The sequence below is a fragment of the Streptomyces sp. NPDC050287 genome (assembly GCF_044459385.1).
Lineage (GTDB): Bacteria > Actinomycetota > Actinomycetes > Streptomycetales > Streptomycetaceae > Streptomyces.
In genome coordinates, this window is record NZ_JBITIY010000007.1 from 143,874 (window position 1) to 163,722 (window position 19,849).

19 protein-coding genes and 1 tRNA gene are annotated in these 19,849 nt (G+C 68.5%); 11 read left to right on the plus strand and 9 right to left on the minus strand.

Annotated elements, in window-relative coordinates; translation table 11 throughout:
- Window positions 1-96 precede the first annotated feature (96 nt).
- The gene (locus ACIBK3_RS25815) at window positions 97-984 is read left to right on the plus strand and encodes a rhomboid family intramembrane serine protease (protein ID WP_399369183.1); all 888 of its coding nucleotides are present in this window, start codon (window positions 97-99) and stop codon (window positions 982-984) included.
- Window positions 985-1,273: 289 nt separating this feature from the next.
- Here ACIBK3_RS25815 and crgA read toward each other — a convergent pair whose 3' ends face one another.
- Window positions 1,274-1,528 carry a cell division protein CrgA gene (gene crgA / locus ACIBK3_RS25820; RefSeq protein WP_030665812.1) on the minus strand — a complete coding sequence of 85 codons (255 nt, stop codon included), beginning with the start codon at window positions 1,526-1,528 and terminating at the stop codon, window positions 1,274-1,276.
- Between the two features lie 142 nt (window positions 1,529-1,670).
- Here crgA and ACIBK3_RS25825 point away from each other — a divergent pair, with 142 nt between their 5' ends.
- The 6 genes from ACIBK3_RS25825 to ACIBK3_RS25850 are packed head-to-tail and all read left to right on the plus strand — an operon-like array spanning window position 1,671 to window position 5,950.
- Window positions 1,671-2,450: a DUF881 domain-containing protein gene (locus ACIBK3_RS25825; RefSeq protein ID WP_399369185.1), complete on the plus strand. Its 780-nt coding sequence runs from the start codon at window positions 1,671-1,673 to the stop codon at window positions 2,448-2,450.
- Between the two features lie 21 nt (window positions 2,451-2,471).
- Window positions 2,472-3,170, plus strand: coding sequence for a class E sortase (locus ACIBK3_RS25830; RefSeq protein WP_399369187.1), 699 nt, complete (start codon window positions 2,472-2,474; stop codon window positions 3,168-3,170).
- Window positions 3,171-3,222: 52 nt separating this feature from the next.
- The gene (locus ACIBK3_RS25835) at window positions 3,223-3,384 is read left to right on the plus strand and encodes a hypothetical protein (protein ID WP_399369189.1); all 162 of its coding nucleotides are present in this window, start codon (window positions 3,223-3,225) and stop codon (window positions 3,382-3,384) included.
- Window positions 3,381-4,019, plus strand: a complete 639-nt coding sequence (locus ACIBK3_RS25840) for an aminodeoxychorismate/anthranilate synthase component II (RefSeq protein ID WP_399369190.1) — start codon at window positions 3,381-3,383, stop codon at window positions 4,017-4,019. Before ACIBK3_RS25835 ends, ACIBK3_RS25840 begins: the two co-directional genes overlap by 4 nt.
- Window positions 4,016-5,191 (plus strand): class E sortase, encoded by a 1,176-nt coding sequence (locus tag ACIBK3_RS25845; protein WP_399369192.1) that lies wholly within the window; start codon window positions 4,016-4,018, stop codon window positions 5,189-5,191. The genes ACIBK3_RS25840 and ACIBK3_RS25845 overlap by 4 nt, the downstream gene beginning before the upstream one ends.
- Before the next feature lie 6 nt (window positions 5,192-5,197).
- Window positions 5,198-5,950 carry a class E sortase gene (locus ACIBK3_RS25850; protein ID WP_399369194.1) on the plus strand — a complete coding sequence of 251 codons (753 nt, stop codon included), beginning with the start codon at window positions 5,198-5,200 and terminating at the stop codon, window positions 5,948-5,950.
- Between the two features lie 100 nt (window positions 5,951-6,050).
- Here the strand turns inward: ACIBK3_RS25850 and ACIBK3_RS25855 are convergent, their stop codons facing one another.
- From ACIBK3_RS25855 to ACIBK3_RS25890, 8 genes are all read right to left on the minus strand, one after another.
- Window positions 6,051-7,091 carry a restriction endonuclease gene (locus ACIBK3_RS25855; RefSeq protein ID WP_399369195.1) on the minus strand — a complete coding sequence of 347 codons (1,041 nt, stop codon included), beginning with the start codon at window positions 7,089-7,091 and terminating at the stop codon, window positions 6,051-6,053.
- 239 nt (window positions 7,092-7,330) lie between these two features.
- Window positions 7,331-9,337, minus strand: coding sequence for a Stk1 family PASTA domain-containing Ser/Thr kinase (pknB, locus tag ACIBK3_RS25860; RefSeq protein WP_399369197.1), 2,007 nt, complete (start codon window positions 9,335-9,337; stop codon window positions 7,331-7,333).
- 170 nt (window positions 9,338-9,507) lie between these two features.
- Window positions 9,508-10,980, minus strand: a complete 1,473-nt coding sequence (locus ACIBK3_RS25865; protein WP_399369199.1) for a peptidoglycan D,D-transpeptidase FtsI family protein — start codon at window positions 10,978-10,980, stop codon at window positions 9,508-9,510.
- Complete coding sequence (locus ACIBK3_RS25870; protein WP_399369201.1) at window positions 10,977-12,419, minus strand: FtsW/RodA/SpoVE family cell cycle protein; 1,443 nt, start codon at window positions 12,417-12,419, stop codon at window positions 10,977-10,979. Before ACIBK3_RS25870 ends, ACIBK3_RS25865 begins: the two co-directional genes overlap by 4 nt.
- Before the next feature lie 27 nt (window positions 12,420-12,446).
- Window positions 12,447-13,988 (minus strand): Stp1/IreP family PP2C-type Ser/Thr phosphatase, encoded by a 1,542-nt coding sequence (locus tag ACIBK3_RS25875; protein WP_399369202.1) that lies wholly within the window; start codon window positions 13,986-13,988, stop codon window positions 12,447-12,449.
- 128 nt (window positions 13,989-14,116) lie between these two features.
- The gene (locus ACIBK3_RS25880) at window positions 14,117-14,629 is read right to left on the minus strand and encodes an FHA domain-containing protein (protein ID WP_399369204.1); all 513 of its coding nucleotides are present in this window, start codon (window positions 14,627-14,629) and stop codon (window positions 14,117-14,119) included.
- A 10-nt stretch (window positions 14,630-14,639) separates the two neighbouring features.
- Window positions 14,640-15,503, minus strand: a complete 864-nt coding sequence (gene fhaA / locus ACIBK3_RS25885; RefSeq protein WP_399369206.1) for an antibiotic biosynthesis regulator FhaA — start codon at window positions 15,501-15,503, stop codon at window positions 14,640-14,642.
- Window positions 15,491-15,640: a hypothetical protein gene (locus ACIBK3_RS25890; RefSeq protein WP_399369208.1), complete on the minus strand. Its 150-nt coding sequence runs from the start codon at window positions 15,638-15,640 to the stop codon at window positions 15,491-15,493. The genes fhaA and ACIBK3_RS25890 overlap by 13 nt, the downstream gene beginning before the upstream one ends.
- Window positions 15,641-16,038: 398 nt before the next feature.
- On the opposite strand from ACIBK3_RS25890, the gene ACIBK3_RS25895 reads away from it, so the two are divergent.
- The 4 genes from ACIBK3_RS25895 to ACIBK3_RS25910 all read left to right on the plus strand — a co-directional run bounded on the left by ACIBK3_RS25895 (window position 16,039) and on the right by ACIBK3_RS25910 (window position 19,789).
- A tRNA-Leu gene (locus ACIBK3_RS25895) sits at window positions 16,039-16,122 on the plus strand.
- Window positions 16,123-16,553: 431 nt separating this feature from the next.
- A complete protein-coding gene (locus ACIBK3_RS25900; protein WP_399369210.1) occupies window positions 16,554-17,999 on the plus strand; it encodes a DUF2252 domain-containing protein in 1,446 nt (481 codons plus the stop codon).
- Between the two features lie 270 nt (window positions 18,000-18,269).
- Entirely contained in the window at window positions 18,270-19,112 is an 843-nt protein-coding gene (locus ACIBK3_RS25905) for a hypothetical protein (protein ID WP_399369212.1), read from the plus strand.
- 347 nt (window positions 19,113-19,459) lie between these two features.
- A complete protein-coding gene (locus tag ACIBK3_RS25910) occupies window positions 19,460-19,789 on the plus strand; it encodes a rhodanese-like domain-containing protein (protein WP_399369984.1) in 330 nt (109 codons plus the stop codon).
- The last annotated feature ends 60 nt before the right edge of the window (window positions 19,790-19,849 follow it).

Genomic DNA, 19,849 nt, shown 5'->3' on the forward strand with positions numbered 1-19,849 from the left:
CTCCGACGAGGCGGAGCCCCAAGGAACCAATCGCCCCGCTCATCCGTAAGGATGGGCGGGGCGGATGCATGTGCGTACGACGACTTAGGGGATGTCATGGACCAGGCGGCAGGCAGTTCGCAGGGTGCCCGGAGCCTGCCCGGCTGCTACCGGCACCCGGACCGGGAGACCGGCATCCGCTGCACCCGCTGCGAGCGCCCGATCTGCCCCGAGTGCATGGTCAGCGCCTCCGTCGGCTTCCAGTGCCCCGACTGCGTCCGCGACGGCTCCGGCACGGGCCACGCCGCGACCGCCGCCCAGCCCCGCACCCTCGCCGGCGGCACGGTCGTGGCCGATCCCCGTCTCTTCACCAAGATCCTCATCGGCATCAACCTCGCCGTGTTCATCGCGGTCCAGGTCTCCCCGTCGCTGCTCAACCACCTGGTGCTGGTCGGCGCCTGGCCCCCGGCGCCCTTCACCCCGACCGAGGGCGTCGCCGGAGGCGAGTGGTACCGGCTGGTGACCTCGATGTTCACGCACCAGGAGTACTGGCACATCGGGTTCAACATGCTCAGTCTGTGGTGGCTCGGCGGCCCCCTGGAAGCGGCCCTCGGCCGGGCTCGCTATCTCACGGTGTACTTCATCTCGGGCCTCGCGGGCAGCACACTCGCCTATCTGCTCGCGTCCCCGAGCACGGCCACACTCGGCGCCTCCGGAGCCATCTTCGGCCTCTTCGGCGCCACCGCCGTCCTGGCGCGCCGCCGCAACTACGACATGCGGCCCATCATCGCGCTCCTGGTGATCAACCTGATCTTCACCTTCAACCCCGGATTCAACATCTCCTGGCAGGCCCACATCGGCGGCCTGGTCGCGGGCGTGATCACCGGCTACGCCATGCTGCACGCCCCGCGTGAGCGCCGGGCGCTGATCCAGTACGGCACCTGCGCGGCGGTTCTGGCAGTCATCGTGATCATGACAGTACTGAGGACGGCCCAGCTCTCCTGAGCGGCGACAAAAGGCCACGTGGGCGGCCTATTGTCCACAGTGTGTGCCGGATCTTGTGCATACGGTGCGGGCGCAGCCGCGCCCCCTGTCATCGACCGACGTTTCCGCAGGTCAAACAGGGGGCGAACGTGCCTTCGATTGCCGGTCAGTCAGTCACACCGGCGTCAACGTCCGAGGGGTTATCCACAGATCGTCTTTTCTTTTCCCCACTGTGTGGATAAGTGGGCAGCAGCTGTGGATAACTCAGTGGATAGCCCTGGGCAGAGGTGCGTTCACCTGCCCGAGGCCGCTACTTCCACTGCGTCGAGACACCGAATCCGGCGGCGATGAAGCCGAAGCCCACCACGATGTTCCAGTTGCCCAGCTGGTCGATGGGCAGCGAACCGTCGGTCACATAGAAGACGACGATCCAGGCCAGGCCGATGAGGAACATGGCCAGCATCACCGGCGCGACCCAGGCCCGGTTGGTCAGCTTGATGGCGGTCGCCTGCTTCGCCGGCGGCGGCGTGTAGTCGGCCTTCTTGCGGATACGTGACTTCGGCACGAGGGTCTCTCCTGTCGATGCGCTGCGTGGCCGCGCAGGGAACGTGGGCTGGCTCGGAGGCAGCGTACAAGGGGACCCTTAGCGCTCCCCCGGGCGTCCGTTAGCGTAGTGCTTCCGCGGTGCTGAAGGAGATAAGGGTACGTTGAGCAATTCTGCCGACACCCCCGGGACCGGATCCAGTCCTGCCCGCCGACGAGGTTTCCGGCCGGTGCGAGTGCTCACGGTGGGCGTCTTCGCTCTCGCGGGACTCCTTTTCGTCACCAGTTTCAATACGGCCAAGGGCACCAATATCCGCACAGACACGTCCCTTCTGAAGCTGTCTGACCTCATCCAGGAACGAAGCCGCAAGAACGGCGAGCTGGACGAAACCAATGCGCGGGTGCGCCACGACATCGAGTCACTCGCCGAGCGGGACGACGGCAGCACCAAGGCCGAGGACGCCAAGCTGGCGGCCCTGGAGAAGAACGCGGGCACGCGGAAGCTCAGGGGGAAGGCGATCTCGGTCACCCTCAACGACGCACCGCCGAACGCCACCGCCAAGCTCCCCGGCTATCCCGAGCCGCAGCCCGACTACCTGGTGATCCACCAGCAGGACCTCCAGGCGGTGGTGAACGCCTTGTGGCAGGGCGGCGCCCAGGGCATCAGGGTGATGGACCAGCGGCTGATCTCCACCAGTGCCGTGCGCTGCGTGGGCAACACCCTGATCCTTCAGGGCCGCGTCTACTCACCCCCGTACAAGATCACGGCGGTCGGTGACCCGGAGAAGCTGCAGAAGGCGCTCACCGCGTCCCCGGCGATCCAGAACTACATGGTGTACGTCAACGTCTACGGGCTCGGCTGGAAAGTCGAGGAGGACGGACGGGTGACTCTTCCGGGCTACTCGGGCACAGTGGATCTGCAGTACGCGAAGCCTGTGGAGTAGCCGCCGGGGGGCCCTGTGTCGGTGCGGGTGATCGTCAGGACACTCAGCGAGCTCTGCATCACCATCGGCGCCCTGATCGTGCTGTTCGTCGTCTATGTGCTGTTCTGGACCGGCGTGAAGGCCGACCACGTCATGGACGACCAGATCGATCAGCTCCAGGAGCAGTGGTCCCAGGGGACTGTGCGGCCCGTGACCGAGCCAGGCGCGAGGGCCGCTTCCGGAGGCCCGGTGCCGACGCCGCCGCCGTACAAGAGCGGGAAGCCCTTCGCGATCATGTACATCCCCAGGCTTGGTTTCACGTGGAACAAGCCGGTCCTGGAGAACACCGCCACCGACACGCTGAAGAAGGGCCTCGGCCACTACGCGAACACCGCGCGCCTCGGGCAGAAGGGCAACTTCGCGGTCGCCGGTCACCGGCGTACGTACGGCGATCCCTTCAAGGACTTTCCCCGGCTGCGCCAGGGGGACGCGGTGGTGCTGACGGACGGGGCGACGTGGTTCACGTACCGGATCGACAAAGGCCCTTACAAAACTGTGCCCTCGGACATCGAGGTGATCGACCCTGTGCCACGTAAGTCGGGGTACACGCGTCCGGGCCGCTACCTCACACTGACCACGTGTGAACCGGAGTGGGGGCACAGCCATCGGCTGATCGTCTGGGCGCATCTGGACTCCACACAGCCCGTGGAGGCCGGGAAACCACAGGCTCTGCGCCGTTAGTCTGGTGCGGTACGGCGTGAGTCTGGTGCCGTGGCGGGACGGAAGGGACGGCATGTACAGCTTTATCTGGCGGCATCTGCCGGGGAACGTATGGGTGAAGGCACTCATCTCGCTCGTGTTGGTCGCAGTCGTGGTCTACGTCCTGTTCCAGTACGTCTTCCCGTGGGCCGAGCCGCTGCTTCCCTTCAACGATGTGACGGTGGACAACCAGTGACTGCGCGGATTCTCGTCGTCGACAACTACGACAGCTTCGTCTTCAACCTGGTCCAGTACCTCTACCAGCTCGGCGCCGAGTGCGAGGTGCTGCGCAACGACGAGGTCTCGACGGCGCACGCCCAAGACGGCTTCGACGGCGTCCTGCTGTCCCCGGGCCCCGGTACGCCCGAGGAGGCCGGCGTCTGCGTCGAGATGGTGCGCCACTGCGCCACCACCGGCGTCCCCGTCTTCGGTGTCTGCCTCGGCATGCAGTCGATGCAGGTGGCGTACGGCGGTGTGGTGGACCGCGCGCCCGAGCTGCTGCACGGCAAGACCTCGCTGGTCGAGCACGGGGGCAAGGGCGTCTTCGCCGGCCTGCCCAGCCCCTTCACGGCGACCCGGTACCACTCGCTGGCCGCCGATCCCGTGACCGTCCCGGCCGAGCTGGAGGTCACCGCCCGCACCCATGACGGCATCGTGATGGGTCTGCGCCACCGTGAGCTGCCCGTCGAGGGCGTCCAGTTCCACCCCGAGTCGGTGCTGACCGAGCACGGCCACCGGATGCTGGCCAACTGGCTGGTGGCGTGCGGCGACCAGGGGGCGGTGGCGAGGTCGGCGGGGCTCGCCCCGGTGGTGGGCAGGGCCACGGCGTGACCGCGCTGCGCCCCGAGCGCGAGTCCGGTGCCTCGTACGAGGAACAGCCGTACGGGGCTCCCGGCGCTTTCGCGGACTCGTACACCGGTGGTGCGCCGTACGAGGAGGCGTACGGGGGGCAGTCATACGGCGGGCAGTCGTCCGGTGGGGAGTCGTCCGGTGGGGAGTCGTCCGGCGGGCAGGCGTCCGGCGGGCAGGCGTCCGGCGGGCAGGCGTACGAACCGCCCATCGATGACGAGACGGTCGCGCTGCGGATCCCTGAGCCGCCGGAGCGGATGACCCGCAGTGGGGCCATTTCCGCTTCTGCGGCCTCTTCCGCCCCTTCCACCACAGGAGCCCCGGCCGGTGGCCGTGCGGCCCGCAGGAAGGCCGCCAAGGGCCACCACGGGCGTCACGGGCGTCACGGTGGCGTATCGCCGGAGGCCGAGGCGGAGCAGACGCCCGAGGACGGGAGACCGCTCTCCCGGGTCGAGGCGCGTCGGCAGGCGCGGGCGCGCAAGGCGAGCCCGGCCGTCGTCGCCAGCCGGGCGATCGGTGAGGTGTTCATCACCACCGGTGTGCTGATGCTGCTCTTCGTCAGCTACCAGCTGTGGTGGACGAACGTCCGGGCGCACGCGCAGGCGGACAAGGAGACGAGCAGCCTCCAGGACGACTGGGCGAGCGGCAAGCGCAACCCGGGCACGTTCGCGCCGGGGCAGGGGTTCGCCATCCTGCACATCCCCAAGCTCGACGTGGTCGTGCCGATCGCCGAGGGCGTCAGCAACAAGAAGGTGCTGGACCGGGGCATGGTCGGCCACTACAGCGAGGGCGCGCTGAAGACGGCGATGCCCGACGCGAAGACCGGCAACTTCGCGCTGGCGGGCCACCGCAACACGCACGGCGAGCCGTTCCGGTACATCAACCGGCTCACGGCGGGCGACGCGATCGTCGTGGAGACGCAGGACAAGTACTTCGTGTACAAGATGGCGTCGGTGCTGCCGGTGACGTCCCCGAGCAACACCAGTGTCATCGACCCCGTCCCCAAGGGGTCCGGCTTCACCGGGCCCGGCCGCTACATCACGCTCACCACGTGCACGCCGGAGTTCACCAGCAAGTACCGGTTGATCGTCTGGGGCAAGATGGTCGAGGAACGGCCGCGCAGCAAGGGGAAGCCGGATGCGCTCGTCCAGTAAGGGCAGATGAACGTGGCAGCGACCACCGACGACACCGAGCACACCGGCGCCTTCGCGCCGCCTGGGGCGCGCCGCCGCGGCACCGGCCGTTTCGCCATGGCGGTCAGCGTCTTCGGGGAACTCCTCATCACGGCGGGCCTGGTGCTGGGCCTGTTCGTCGTCTACTCCCTGTGGTGGACGAACGTCGTCGCCGACCACAAGGCGGACCAGCAGGGCGACAAGGTCCGCGACCACTGGTCGGCCCAGAAGGACACCGGACCCGGTGCGCTGGACACCAAGGAGGGCATCGGGTTCCTGCACGTGCCCGCGATGAAGAACGGCGAGGTCCTGGTCGAGAAGGGCACCTCGTCGAAGGTCCTCAACGACGGTGTCGCCGGCTACTACACCGATCCGGCCAAGGCGATCCTCCCCATGTCGGGCAAGAACGGCAACTTCACCCTGGCCGCCCACCGCGACGGCCACGGCGCGAAGTTCCACAACATCGACAAGGTCAGGAAGGGCGACCCGATCGTCTTCGAGACGAAGGACAAGTGGTACGTCTACAAGGTCTACGCGGTCCTTCCGGAGACCTCGAAGTACAACGTCGAGGTCCTGTCGTCCGTCCCCAAGGAGTCGGGGAAGAAGAAGGCCGGCAAGTACATCACCTTGACGACCTGCACACCGGTCTTCACGTCCCGCTACCGGTATGTGGTGTGGGGCGAGCTGGAGCGGGTGGAGAAGGTGGACAGTGAGCGGACGCCGCCGAAGGAACTGAGCTGAGCCGACTGAGGTCCTTGGGGAACCTCAGTCCTCTAGCATGACGAAGGCCCGAAGCCGCAACTTGCTCTTGCGGCTTCGGGCCTGTCTTGCGAGCGGATACTCAGCGCAGTGCCTTGAGCCGCACTCCTGCGCTCCAGGCCTCCAACTCGTCGCGGTTCACGGTGATGACTCCGCTCAGATCGGCGATCACCTGGGCCTCGCTGCTGAAGTTGCACGTTGCGACGAACAGGGCTACATCCACTTGGCCGATGGCTCGCGCGGCGCCGGCGAACTTCTGCATGTCGGCGCTCGGCACGGTCCAGCGGCCGGCTCGGTTCTTGCACTGGACGGCGACGGTTCGGCCGTTGGCTGTGCGTCCGGTGATGTCGATGCCCCTGTCGGTGCGGGCCTGCCGTACGACGACGTCGGTACAGCCGTCACGCTGCAGGAGGTCGGCCACGTGGCGTTCGAACGCCTGCCAGGTCATGGCATTGAGTTGCGCCCTGACGGCGTCTGCTGGGACTTCGCCTTCCAGAGTCCGGAGGCGACTGTGGTGCCAGCACAGCTTGCGTTCGACGTTCTCGATGTCCTGGCGCAGTTCGATGAGTTCGCGGCGATGCTCGCCCGAGGTTTCGATGAGGGCGTTGAACATGGGGACGACGGTCTTGCCGAGGATGTGGGTGAGGCGTTGATCGATGCGGTCGTCGAGGGAGACGGTGTCTGTCGGGACGGGGTTTTCCACAGGCTGTGTGCGTGCCAGGTACTCCATGTCCAGGAGGTACGTGCGCACCTGACGGGCGACATCGCTGTCGCGTAGGAGCATGGCTACATTGAGAACGGCTCGGCGCGAGTAGAGAGTGAGGCTCGACCGAGGCTGTGGATAACCTCCCGGATAGCGTGACAAGACGTCACGCTTAAAATCTGCGAGGTCACGGCCCTGGAGCGTCACCATTCCATTGCACGACAGCTCCTCGTGGTGCCGTGCCTTGAGCTGGCGGATGGCCTCCACCGTGACACCGAAGTAAGCCGCCACCATCGCCGTAGTCACATGCATCCCGTCCGGCAGCAGCGACAGAGCTTTGACTCTGTCGAGCACATCCGTTCGTTCCAGCACGCTGCCCCGCAGGCTCTTCGATTCCAGCAGCACCGATTCGTTGATCATGTTCTGCCCTTTCCGTGTGGTGTGGCCTCAGGGCCAGGGCAGAGCTCCGATTCCCCACCCCACCTGATCAACGAGTCGTGAAATGTGAAGACACGATCGATATGCGCACGTGCATGCACGGGGTGCTCGCGCCGTGCAGAAAGCACGCCCATCCGCGACGAGAAGGACAGAGCAAAACAGAAGGGGGCTGGGCCGCGGATCCGCGGCCAGGCCCCCTTCTGTTTTCCGGCCGGGTACCGTCAGCCGCCGCCCAAGATTCCGCCGTTGCCGTTGCCCCCGTTGTTGCCGTTGCCGCCGTTTCCTCCGCCGAAGCCCACGGTCGTCAGGGTGATCTGGGTGTTGGCGGGGTCTTCGACCTGGGAGTTGCCCGGCGGGTTCTGGGCCTGCACGAACGCCGTGTCGCTCTGGTCGCTGCCGTTGGCGAACGTGATGTTGGTGAAGCCTGCTGCCTGCAGGGTCTGCCTGGCCTGGCCGACGGTCTGGCCGATGACGACCGGTACCGGCGTTTTCTTCGGAGCTGCCTTGCCGACCTGGATGTTGACAGTGCTGTTCGGGTCGACCTGACGTCCCGCCTCCGGGGAGGTCTGTATGACCTTGTCGACCTGATTGGGGTCGTTGGTCTCCACGTCGGTGCAGTTGCCGACGAGGTTGCTCGCCGTCATCTGAGCCTTCGCTTCCTCGCAGGACCTGCCCGCGACGTCCGGCACGGTGGCCTTCTCCTCGGCCTTGGCGATGGTGAGGGTGATCGTCGAACCCTTCTCGACTTCCGCGCCGAGTTCCGGATCCTGTGCCGTGACGGTGCCCGGTTCCTCTGTGGACACCTTTTCCTTCGTCTTGACGACGAAGTTGTACTTGTCGTCTTCCAGCTGCTGCTGGGCCTCCTCGAGCTTCTCGCCGAGGACGCTGGGAACGGCCACCTTCGGCGCCCCGGTCGAGATCACCAGATTGATGGGCGTCTGCTTCTTGACCTCACCCTTGGCAGGATCTTGGCTGCAGACAGTGCCCTTGGTCTGGTTCTCGCAGGGCTTCTGCGTGACCGTCCCGACCTTCAGGTCGCTGTTGGTCAACTGCGCCTGCGCGTCGGCTTGGGTCTGGCCGATGAGATTGGGCACCGGCACGTTGTCGTTGGACACGCCGTCGCCCGCGAAGATCCACCGCCCGATGAGGATCGCGCCCACCAGCACCAGAACTCCGGCCACCACCAGCAGGACCGTCGAGGTGTTCGACTTCCGCTGGCGGCGTCTGTCGGGGCGGTCGTCGTAGCCGTAGCCGCCGTCGTCCGGGTTCATGGGGGGCAGCATCGTCGTGGCGCCGGCGCCCGGGTCGGCGCGCAGGGCTGTTGTCGGCTGGTCGTCCGGGTAGCCGCCGTAGCCCACGGAGCCCATCGCGGCGGTGGCCGCGACGGGCTGGCCGTCGAGGCAGGCCTCGATGTCGGCGCGCATCTCGTCGGCCGACTGGTAGCGGTAGTTCGGGTCCTTGACCAGCGCTCTCAGGACGATGGCGTCCATTTCGGGCGTGATCTCGGGGTCGAAGACGGACGGGGGCTGGGGCTCTTCCCGTACGTGCTGGTACGCGACCGCGACCGGTGAGTCGCCCACGAAGGGCGGGCGGACCGTCAGCAGCTCGTAGAGCAGACAGCCCGCGGAGTAGAGGTCCGAGCGGGCGTCGACCTGCTCGCCCTTGGCCTGCTCCGGGGAGAGGTACTGGGCGGTGCCGATGACCGCGGACGTCTGCGTCATCGTCATGCCGGAGTCGCCCATGGCGCGGGCGATGCCGAAGTCCATCACCTTGACCTGGCCGTTGCGCGTCAGCATGACGTTGGCCGGCTTGATGTCGCGGTGGACGATGCCGTTGCGGTGGGCGTACTCCAGGCCCTGGAGGATGCCGATGGTCATCTCCATGGCCCGCTCCGGCAGCAGCTTGCGGCCGCTGTGGAGGAGCTCACGGAGCGTGGAACCGTCGACGTACTCCATGACGATGTACGGGATCGAGACCCCGTCGATGTAGTCCTCGCCCGTGTCGTAGACCGCCACGATCGCGGGATGGTTGAGCGAGGCGGCCGACTGGGCCTCCCGGCGGAACCGGGCCTGGAAGGACGGGTCGCGTGCGAGGTCCGCGCGCAGCGTCTTCACCGCCACTGACCGACCGAGGCGGGTGTCCGTGCCGAAGTAGACCTCGGCCATGCCACCACGGCCGAGCACCTGGCCCAGCTCGTACCGGCCGCCGAGGCGACGCGGCTCTTCCATAGCTTCCTACCAGCCCTCTCCGTCGGTCCCGACCCGCACACTCGTGCGGGTCGGAGGCTGCCGTCCGGGCCTACCGTACCCGGCTCGTTCTGTGTGACCTGGCCAAGCCCGTCACCCGATACAGGACCGGTATCGCAACGTGCACCGATGTGAAGGGGACGTGATGGGGGTCACTTCTTGCTTTTGATGACCGCCTCCATCACGCTCTTCGCGATCGGCGCCGCGAGACCGCCGCCGGAGATGTCGTCACGGACGGCGGCGTCGTCCTCGACCACGACGGCCACGGCGACCGGCGTGCTGCCGTCGCCGAGTTTGGCGTACGAGAGGAACCAGGCGTAGGGGTTCTTGCTGTTGTTCTCGCCGTGCTGGGCGGTACCGGTCTTGCCGCCCACGGTGACGCCTTGGATCTGCGCCTTCGTACCGGTGCCCTCCTTGACGACGGTCTCCATCATCGACTGCAGGATCTGCGCGTTCTTCGCCGACAGCGGCTGGCTCAGCTCCTCCGGCTCGGTCTTCTCGATCGGGTCGAGGCTGGGTGCCTGGAGTGAGTCGACCATGTACGGCTTCATCAGCTTGCCGTCGTTGGCGACTGCCGAGGCGACCATGGCCATCTGCAGCGGGGTCGCGGCGGTGTTGTACTGGCCGATGGAGGACAGCGCGGTCTGCGACGGGTTCATGTCGTCGGAGAAGACCGAGGCGCTGGCGCGGACCGGCGTGAAGTGCTCGGAGGTGAAGCCGAACTTCTTGGCCTCCGCCAGCATCTTCTCGTTGCCGAGGTCGGAGCCGACCTTGCCGAAGACGCTGTTGCAGGAGACCCGCAGCGCCTCGCGGAGCGTGGCGTTCTTGCAGGGGATGTTCCCCTCGTTCTTCAGCGGCAACGTGGTGCCGGGCATCGTCCACGGCAGCGGCGAGTCCGTCTTCACGTCCGCGCTGTCGTACAGGCCGTTCTCCAGCGCGGCGGCCGCGGTGACGACCTTGAAGGTGGAGCCGGGCGGGTAGACCTCGCGCAGGGCCCGGTTGAGCATCGGGTCGTCCGGGTTGTTCTTCTTGTCCAGCTTCTTCCACGCCTCGGCGTCCGAGTCGCCGCCGCCGGCGATCGTGGAGGGGTCGTACGACGGGTAGGAGGCCAGCGCCAGGATCTTGCCCGTGGACGGTTCGATGGCGGCGACGGCGCCCTTTCCGCGCCCCTTGAGCCCGTCGTAGGCGGCCTTCTGGGCGGCGGCGTTGAGGGTGGTGACGACGTTGCCGCCCTCCCTCTCCTTGCCGGTGATCATGTCGAGGGTGTTGCGGAAGAACAGCCGGTCGTCGTTGCCAGTGAGGATGCCGTCCTCGACGTACTCGAGCTGATTGGCGCCGTAGGACTGCGAGACGAAGCCGGTGACCGGCGCCCACATGGCGCCGTTCTTGTACGTGCGCTTGTACTTGAAGTCGCCTGATGAGGTCGTCTTGTGGCCGGTGATCGAGGTGCCGCCGACGATGATGTCGCCGCGGGGGGTGGCGTAGCGGGCGATGGCGACGCGGCGGTTGTCCGTGTCGTTCTTGAGGCTGTCGGCCTTGACGTACTGGAGCCAGTTGTCGCGGACGAGCAGTGCCAGGACGAGGAGGCCGCAAAAGACCGCGATCCGGCGCAGGGGCTTGTTCATGACGGGCGGACCACCTGGGTCATCTCGGCGTCGGGGGTGGGAGCGGGGGCGGGCGCCGGGCGGCGCGCGGTGTCGCTGATACGCAGCAGGATGCCGATGAGGGCCCAGTTGGCGATGACCGAGGAACCGCCGTAGGCCACGAACGGCAGCGTCATGCCGGTCAGCGGGATGAGGCCCATGACACCGCCGGCCACGACGAAGACCTGGAGGGCGAAGGCGCCGGACAGGCCGACGGCCAGCAGTTTGCCGAACGGGTCGCGGGCCGCGAGCGCGGTGCGTACTCCGCGTTCGACGATCAGGCCGTAGAGCACCAGGACCGCCATGACGCCCGCCAGGCCGAGTTCCTCGCCGAAGGTGGCGAGGATGAAGTCGGAGTTGGCGGCGAAGCCGATGAGGTCGGAGTTGCCCTGGCCGAGGCCGGTGCCGAGGGTGCCGCCGGAGCCGAAGGCCCACAGGGCCTGCATGGATTGTTCGGTGTGGCCCAGCTGGCCCTGTCGGCTGAGCGTGAACTCGCGCATCGGGTTGAGCCAGGCCTGCACACGCGTCTGGATGTGCGGCTCGAAGCTCGCCACGCCGACGGCGCCGATCGCGGACATCAGCAGACCGAAGACGATCCAGCTGGTCCGCTCGGTGGCGACGTACAGCATGATGATGAACATTCCGAAGAACAGCAGCGAGGTGCCGAGGTCGGTCTCGAAGACCAGGACGAGGATCGAGATCACCCAGACGACGAGGATCGGACCCAGGTCGCGGCCGCGCGGCAGGTACAGACCCATGAAGCGGCGGCTGGCGAGGGCCAGGGCGTCTCTTTTGACCATGAGATAGCCGGCGAAGAACACCGCGAGGGCGATCTTCGCGAATTCGCCGGGCTGGAGGGTGCCGAGGCCGGGGATCTTGATCCAGATCTTGGCGCCGTAGATGTTCGCGCCGAGTCCGGGCACGAGCGGCAGAATCAGCAGGAACAGCGCGCCGGCCATGGAGATGTAGGTGTAGCGCTGCAGGACGCGGTGGTCCTTGAGGAAGATCAGGACGGCCACCAGCAGGGCGACGCCCATCGCGGAGTACAGCAACTGGCGGGGGGCCGCCGCGACGAAGTCCCTGTTCGCCTGCAGTTTCTTGGACTGGTCCAAGCGCCAGATGACGACCAGGCCGATCCCGTTGAGCAGGGTTGCCAGCGGCAGCATCAGCGGGTCGGCGTACGGCGCGAATTTCCGGACGACGAGATGGCCGATGCCTGCGAGCAGGCCGAGTCCGAGCCCGTAACTCAGCAGTCCGGGCGGCACCTGATCGTTGATCGCCAGCCCCACGTTCGCATAAGCGAAGACCGGGATGATGACCGCGAACACCAGCAGCGCCAGCTCGGTGTTGCGCCGGCTCGGGGTGCCGATCGAACCGATCGTGGACGTGTGCTGTGTCGAGGGGTTGGATGTGCTGCTCATCGTGTGACAGGGCCTCTCACGGCTTGCCTACTGCGTACCGCACTGCGAGACGACCTTCTGCTCTTCCTCCGAGAGAGTGGGGCCGGGGCTGGGAGTGGGTGCGGTCGTGGACGGGGACGGGGAGGTCGGCTGCGAGCCCGACGGGTTGGGTGTCGGTGTCGCCTTGGACGTGAAGGAGGCGGGTGTGGTTCCCGTGGTGCCCCCGGCCTCGCCCTGGCCGGTCTTGGAGTTCTTCTTGCTCTCGGCCGCCTGCTGCTGCGCCTGCTTCTTGCACGCGGAGGCCTGTACCGACAGCTCGTCGATCTTCTTCTGGGCGTTCGTCAGGCCGCCCTCGGCGATCGTGCCCTCCACCAGCTTCTGCTGGTACGGCGGCAGGTACTTGAGTTCGATCTCGGGGTGGTCCTTGGACACCTTCGAGAGCGACACCCAGGCCAGGTCCTGGCTGATGCCCCGGTACAGCGCGACGTGTTCGCCGTTGGTGCCGACGTAGTACTGCGTCTGAGTCCAGCGCCAGCCCCCGTAGAGGCCGCCGCCGATCACGGCCAGCGTGAGCGCGGTGTAGAAGGATCTCTTCAGCCACTTGCGGCCTTTGCGGGGCTTGACGAAGTCGTCGTCGCCGTAGTCGCCGAAGCTGCCCGCGGGGATGTAGCCGGTGGTGTCGGAGGAACCGGGCGGGCCGAACTCGCCGCCGGAGCCGCCCTGTCCGGGCACCTGGCGGCCGAGTCCGGAGGCGCGGCCGGCCGGGGTCTGCATGATGCCGTTGTCGTGCAGGTGGTTCTGGTTCTCGGCGACCGCGCCGACCACGACCGGGGTGTCGGACAGCTGTCCGGCGAGGGTGTCCCCGGTGTCGAGGTCGAGGACGTCGGCGATGATGACGGTGATGTTGTCGGGCCCGCCGCCGCGCAGCGCGAGCTCGATCAGGTTCTGGACGGTCTCCTGCGGGCCCTGGTAGCTGGCGAGGGTGTCCTCGAGGGTCTGGTGGGAGACCACCCCGGACAGGCCGTCCGAGCAGATCAGGTACCGGTCGCCGGCGCGGACTTCGCGGATGGAGAGGTCGGGCTCGACATGGTCGCCGCTGCCCAGTGCGCGCATCAGCAGGGAGCGCTGCGGGTGGGTGGTGGCTTCTTCTTCGGTGATCCGGCCCTCGTCGACGAGCCGCTGCACCCAGGTGTGGTCCTGAGTGATCTGGGTGAGGACGCCGTCGCGCAGCAGGTAGGCGCGGGAGTCGCCGACGTGTACGAGGCCGAGTCGCTGGCCGGTCCACAGCAGGGCGGTGAGCGTGGTGCCCATGCCCTCCAGCTGCGGGTCCTCCTCGACCATCGCGCGCAGTTGGTCGTTGGCGCGCTGGACGGCGGTGCCGAGTGAGGTGAGGATGTCGGAGCCGGGGACGTCGTCGTCGAGCGCGACGATGGTGGAGATGGCCTCGGAGGAGGCGACCTCGCCGGCCGCGGCGCCGCCCATGCCGTCGGCGATGGCGAGCAGGCGGGGCCCGGCGTATCCGGAGTCCTCGTTGCCCTCCCGGATCATGCCTTTGTGCGATCCGGCGGCGAAGCGCAGTGACAGACTCATGCGCACCTCGCCTGTCGGCTCCGGGTACATCCGCACGGTGCCCACCCTCCGGTCGGGAGCGCGCCGGGGCCCGGGGTGAGGGCCGCCGCTGCGTGCTCGCTCCGCTCGCGCTCATTCATGACGTAGCACTACTTCCGCAGCTCGATGACGGTCTTGCCGATGCGGATCGGAGCGCCCGGCGCAATCGGTGTGGGGGTCGTCAGCCGCGTTCGGTCGAGGTACGTGCCGTTGGTGGAGCCGAGGTCCTCGACGATCCACTGGCCGTCGCGGTCCGGGTAGATCCTGGCATGACGGCTGGAGGCGTAGTCGTCGTCCAGCACGATCGTGCTGTCGTGCGCCCGGCCCAGGGTGATGGTCTGGCCCTGGAGCGCGACAGTGGTGCCGGTGAGTGTGCCCTCGGTCACCACCAGCTTCGTGGGAGCGTTGCGGCGCTGGCGGCCGCCGGCGGCCTGCTGGCGCTGCTGCGGGGGCGCGGCCTGTCTGGCGGCCTGCTGAGGACGTGCGCCCTCGCGCCGCGAACCGCGCTGGGTGACACGCGTTCCGAACAGGTCGCTGCGGATGACCTGCACGGCCACGATCACGAACAGCCACAGTACGGCCAGAAAACCCAGCCGCATGACCGTGAGGGTCAGCTCTGACATTGCCCCCGCTTCACCCTTCGGCTTGCCTGTAGATAACGGTGGTACTGCCCACGACGATCCGCGAGCCGTCGCGGAGCGTAGCGCGGGTGGTGTGCTGCCCGTCCACCACGATGCCGTTGGTGGAGCCGAGATCCTGGATCGTCGAGGGCGTTCCGGTCCGGATCTCGCAGTGCCGGCGGGATACGCCGGGATCGTCGATCCGCACGTCGGCCTCGGTGCTGCGACCCAGCACGAGTGTCGCGCGGGAGATCTGATGGCGGGTGCCGTTGATCTCGATCCAGTGGCGGGTGCGACCGCCGGGTGCGGGCGCGGCCGGGGGCCGCTGTCCGCCCGCGGGCTGCGGGTAGCCGTAACCGCCGGGGCGGCCGCCGGGAGGCGGCGCGGCCGGCATCGGCGGGGCGCCCGCGGGCGCGGCGGCCGGCGGATAGCCGTAGCCGCCGGGGGCCGGTCGGCCTGGGGCCGGGGCTGCCGGGGCGCCGCCGGGGGCCTGCTGGTTGGTGGAGGAGGCGAGCGTACGGCTGCGCACCCGGTACAGACCGGTGTCGAGGTCGTCCGCCTTCTCCAGGTGGACCTTGATGGGGCCCATGAAGGTGTAGCGCTGCTGCTTGGCGTAGTCGCGCACCATGCCGGCCAGCTCGTCGCCGAGCTGCCCGGAGTACGGGCTGAGCCGCTCGAAGTCCGGCGTGCTCAGTTCCACGATGAAGTCGTTGGGTACGACAGTCCGGTCGCGGTTCCAGATCGTCGCGTTGTTGTCGCACTCGCGCTGGAGCGCGCCGGCGATCTCCACGGGCTGGACCTCGGACTTGAACACCTTGGCGAAGGTGCCGTTGACCAGACCTTCGAGACGCTGCTCGAACTTCTTCAGGACTCCCATGGGGCACCTCCTCCGTAGTTGCTGCCGTCCTGCGTCCCGCTGAGCGGGCCTTTCCCTGCCCGGTACCGCCGTATCCGGTACCGCTGGTGCTGCTCGTACTGCTCGTACTGCTCGTACTGCTTACTGATCGTATCCACGCGCCGGTGAATCGGCTGGTTCCCCCTGTCGGCCCGGTCGGCAGGTGTCGACGGGTGCCGACGCCTGTCGAAGTTCCCTGTGGAGCTGCTCTTCGAACTCTTCTCGGACGTAGTCCTGGCAAGGATCGTAGAGGCGGCCGCAGACCAGTGTCCCGCACCGGGCTGTGGACCGGACCGGCTCCTGGGGAGACGGGCGGGACCGGTACGAGGTTGATACGTGAACAGACCCCCGTTGATACGTAGCGGAAGGCTCACCCTGTTCGGCGGCCGGACGGGAGTGTGCTGGTGGGCGGCTGCCCGGCCATAAGGGATGTGAATCCACCCCGTCCACCGTGCTAATGTTCTGCGTGTCGGAAGGCGCCGACCCCAAGGGGGAACAGCCCGAAGACACACCCAATGCGCGGGTGGCGGAATAGGCAGACGCGCTGGATTCAGGTTCCAGTGCCCGCAAGGGCGTGGGGGTTCAACTCCCCCCTCGCGCACATCGTCGGAACGGGCGGCATCGTATACACGATGTCGCCCGTTCCGCTATGTCCGGGCGTGATGTGCTGTGAGGAACGTCTCAGGGTGTCTCTGGTTGCGGAAGCCTGTGGACAGGGTGCGTATGCCGTGCGTATGTCCGCAGGCAGGGGTCCCTGCCGGATGGTGAGCGGTCGGTGGGGGTGCCGAGTCTGTGGCGGTGCCGGTCGGTGGGGGTGGCCGAGTCTGTGGCGGTGCCGGTCGGTGGGGGTGGCCGAGTCTGTGGCGGTGCGTGCCCGGGTTTTCCACAGTCGCGGAGTTGTCCACAGGGTGTGACGCGTTTCGGCAAGCGGCTGTACGGTCGGCACGAGTTGATGTTCGTGCGGGTGCGTGGCCGGTGCGGGTGCGGCTGCGGGGCCGTGTGGCGGGTCCGTGTGCGGGGGAGGCGGTCGGCATGACCGAGGTCGGTGTGGAGACGGCGAATGCGGTCCCGGCACAGGGGGCTGGGCTGAGCGCCCGTCGGCTGCCCCCGGTGCGGGGCTTCGCCAGGGGGCAGGCCGAGGGGACACCCAAGGAGGAGGGCAAGGCGCTGCGGCGCCGGGTCCCGCGCACCGCGCACGCGACCCTGGACCCGGACGGCGACCGGCCCGACGCGCTGAGCGCGGTCGAGGAGTCCAGTCACGGCCGGATCCCCGAGCTCACGCCGATACGGGTCGGCAGGATGGCGGCCACGCCCTTCGCGTTCCTGCGTGGATCGGCGGGCCTCATGGCGTACGACCTGGCCCGTACGCCCATGACGGGGATCCGCGCCCAGATCTGCGGTGACGCCCACGCGGCCAACTTCGGCCTGTACGGCGACGCGCGCGGCGGCCTGGTCATCGACCTCAACGACTTCGACGAGACGGTTCACGGACCCTGGGAGTGGGACCTCAAGCGGCTCGCCACCTCGCTCGTGCTGGCCGGCCGGGAGGCGGGCGCCGACGAGGACACCTGCCGCAAGGCGGCGCACGGAGCGGCGGGCTCCTACCGTCGCACCATGCGGCTGCTGGCCAAACTCCCGGTGCTGGACGCGTGGAACGCCATCGCGGACGAGGAACTCGTCTCCCACGCCGACGCCCACGACCTGCTGGGGACGCTGGAGAGGGTCTCCGAGAAGGCACGGGCCAACACCAGCGGACGCTTCGCCGCGAAGTCGACGGCGCCGACCGAGGACGGCGGGCGCCGCTTCGTCGATGCCCCGCCCGTGCTGCGGGGCGTCCCGGACGCGGAGGCCGCGGCGGTGGCAGCGTCCCTGGAGGAATACGTCGGCACACTCTCCGAGGACCGCCTGCCCCTGCTGGCCCGGCACGCGGTGCACGACGTCGCCTTCCGCGTGGTCGGCACGGGCAGCGTCGGCACCCGGTCGTACGTCGTGCTGCTCCTGGACCACCGGGGCGAGCCCCTCGTCCTCCAGGTCAAGGAGGCCCGTCCCTCGGCGCTGGTGCCGCATCTGGTGACCGCGGGTTTCGAGGCGCCCTCCGTCGAACACGAGGGGCGCCGAGTGGTCCTCGGGCAGAAGCGTATGCAGGTGGTCAGTGACATTCTGCTGGGCTGGACGACCGTCGAGGGACGGCCCTTCCAGGTACGGCAGTTCCGCAACCGCAAGGGCAGCGTCGACCCTGCGGCCCTGGCCGCCGACCAGGTCGACGACTACGGCCGTATGACCGGCGCCCTCCTGGCCCGCGCCCACGCCCACAGCGCCGACCCCCGCCTGATCTCCGGCTACTGCGGCAAGAACGAGGAACTGGACGAGGCGATCGCCACGTTCGCAGTCTCCTACGCAGACCGCACGGAGGCGGACCACGCGGACCTGGTGGCGGCCGTGCGGGCGGGGAAGATCGCGGCGGAGGAGGGGGTCTAGTGGAGGTGGGGAGGCCAGGGGGCGGGCGCTCGCTAAGGGGAGAAGGGCCGCGGGGAGAAGGGCCGCGGGTAGGAGGGGGCGTTACGTGAGTGGGCGCGGTGGTGTCGGGTTTCCAGGCGCCGAGAGGCCGGGACGCCGGGGTGGTTGAGGTGGGGCCGGATGCCGGGACGGTGGCTGGGCCCAGGAGCTGGGTGCCGGTAGGTTCCGGTGGGTGCGGGTCGGGGACCGTGTGCAGGGAGCGTCTCGCCGGGCGTGGCCTAGGCTGGTCGGGTGACGACACCGGAAGCTGAGCAGGGTGGTGTCGCCGGTGAGCACCGGCCGACGCCGGAAGGCGGTGCGCCCCGGCCCGAGGAACGGCTGGAGCGGGCCGTACGGGCCGCCGAGCAGGCGCTGATCGAGTACGAGATCGCGGTCGAGACCTTCCGTATCGAGGTCGAGAACTTCTCCCGACTGCACCACCAGAAGCTCGGCCCGATGTACACCCGGCTCGACGAACTGGACGCGCAGATCGCCGAGGCCCGGGCCGCCCGCACCGGCGACCCCGAAGACCGGCGCAGGGCCGACGAGGCGCGGGCGCGGGTCATGCCGATGCCCGGCGTCGAGGAGCTGTTCAACGGCTGGATGGACGGCCAGGGGCTGTTCCCGGAGGCCGAGGCGATGCTCACCGACCAGCCGGTGCGACCGCCGCAGCGGGTGCGGCCCAGCGACGAGGCCCGCAAGCTCTACCGCGAGCTGGCCCGCAAGGCACACCCCGACCTGGCCCAGGCCGAGACCGAGCGGGCCCGGCGTGAGGAGTTCATCACCCGGGTCAACGCCGCCTACGCCCGTGGCGACGAGAGGCTGTTGCGGGAGCTGGCCGAGGAGTGGGCCGCCGGCCCGAAAGCCCCGGAGCAGGGGCCGACGCCCGCCGACGAGCTGTACGCCCGCCTCGAATGGCTCGCCCAGCGCAAGGAACTGCTCGCCGTGGTGGCGAGGGAACTGGAGGAGAGCGCGATCGGCGCGATGCTCCGGATGGCGCCGGACGACCCCGACCGCCTCCTCGACGAGATCGCCGAGAAACTCCTGGCCGACGTCGCGGCCCGAGAGGCGGAACTCGCGGACTTGTTGGGGTAGTGGGCTGAGGGCTGGTTTCGCGGGTTCGCGAATTGCAGGCCCGGCCTTCATGGTGGAAGTCAGGGGGTGGGCCAGGGCGAGGCCGGGGGGCGCTGGCCGGAGGCGGCAGCTGGAACTCCTTTCTTCGGAGTCCCTGGCCGGAACCCACGGCCCGGGAGTCGGCGCTCCGTGACGCGAGTCCGCAGCCTGGAGTCCGGAGGCCCGCAGCCCGTACCGGGAGGCCCGCGCCCAAGCCACGGCCCGGGAGTCGGCGTGGCAGCACCGTGCCGGTGGTTGTCGCGTTGCGGGTGGCTCCTGGTGTGGCGTGCGGGTCGGGTAGCGTCGGGGGTATGCATTTCGGATCTGGTGTGCCCACGGTCGAGGTCAATGACCTCAAGGACGGCGACTTCCTGCTGGACGTCCGGGAGGACGACGAGTGGCAGGCGGGCCACGCCGAGGGGGCGCTGCACATCCCCATCAGCGAGTTCGTGGCCCGGTACGGCGAGCTGACCGAGGCGGCGCCGCAGGACGGGCGGGTCCATGTGATCTGCCGTTCCGGCGGGCGTTCGGCGCAGGTCGCGATGTACCTGGTCCAGCAGGGCGTCGACGCGGTGAACGTCGACGGCGGCATGCAGGTGTGGGCGGCGGCGGGCCGCCCCGTTGTGACGGATGAGGGCCGGTCCGGGTTCGTTCTCTAGCGAGGGGGCCTCTTCGGAAGGTGCCCTCGGTTGGGGCCTTCGCGCCCCTCAGCCCGTTTT

Bases quoted from the DNA above. Each gene is read 5' to 3' on its own strand.
- ACIBK3_RS25865 (WP_399369199.1), bottom strand. From the start codon at position 10,980: ATGAACAAGCCCCTGCGCCGGATCGCGGTCTTTTGCGGCCTCCTCGTC.
- ACIBK3_RS25850 (WP_399369194.1), top strand. From the start codon at position 5,198: ATGAACGTGGCAGCGACCACCGACGACACCGAGCACACCGGCGCCTTC.
- ACIBK3_RS25900 (WP_399369210.1), top strand. From the start codon at position 16,554: ATGACCGAGGTCGGTGTGGAGACGGCGAATGCGGTCCCGGCACAGGGG.
- ACIBK3_RS25835 (WP_399369189.1), top strand. From the start codon at position 3,223: ATGTACAGCTTTATCTGGCGGCATCTGCCGGGGAACGTATGGGTGAAG.
- ACIBK3_RS25875 (WP_399369202.1), bottom strand. From the start codon at position 13,988: ATGAGTCTGTCACTGCGCTTCGCCGCCGGATCGCACAAAGGCATGATC.
- ACIBK3_RS25880 (WP_399369204.1), bottom strand. From the start codon at position 14,629: ATGTCAGAGCTGACCCTCACGGTCATGCGGCTGGGTTTTCTGGCCGTA.
- ACIBK3_RS25870 (WP_399369201.1), bottom strand. From the start codon at position 12,419: ATGAGCAGCACATCCAACCCCTCGACACAGCACACGTCCACGATCGGT.
- ACIBK3_RS25815 (WP_399369183.1), top strand. From the start codon at position 97: ATGGACCAGGCGGCAGGCAGTTCGCAGGGTGCCCGGAGCCTGCCCGGC.
- pknB (WP_399369197.1), bottom strand. From the start codon at position 9,337: ATGGAAGAGCCGCGTCGCCTCGGCGGCCGGTACGAGCTGGGCCAGGTG.
- ACIBK3_RS25855 (WP_399369195.1), bottom strand. From the start codon at position 7,091: ATGATCAACGAATCGGTGCTGCTGGAATCGAAGAGCCTGCGGGGCAGC.
- fhaA (WP_399369206.1), bottom strand. From the start codon at position 15,503: ATGGGAGTCCTGAAGAAGTTCGAGCAGCGTCTCGAAGGTCTGGTCAAC.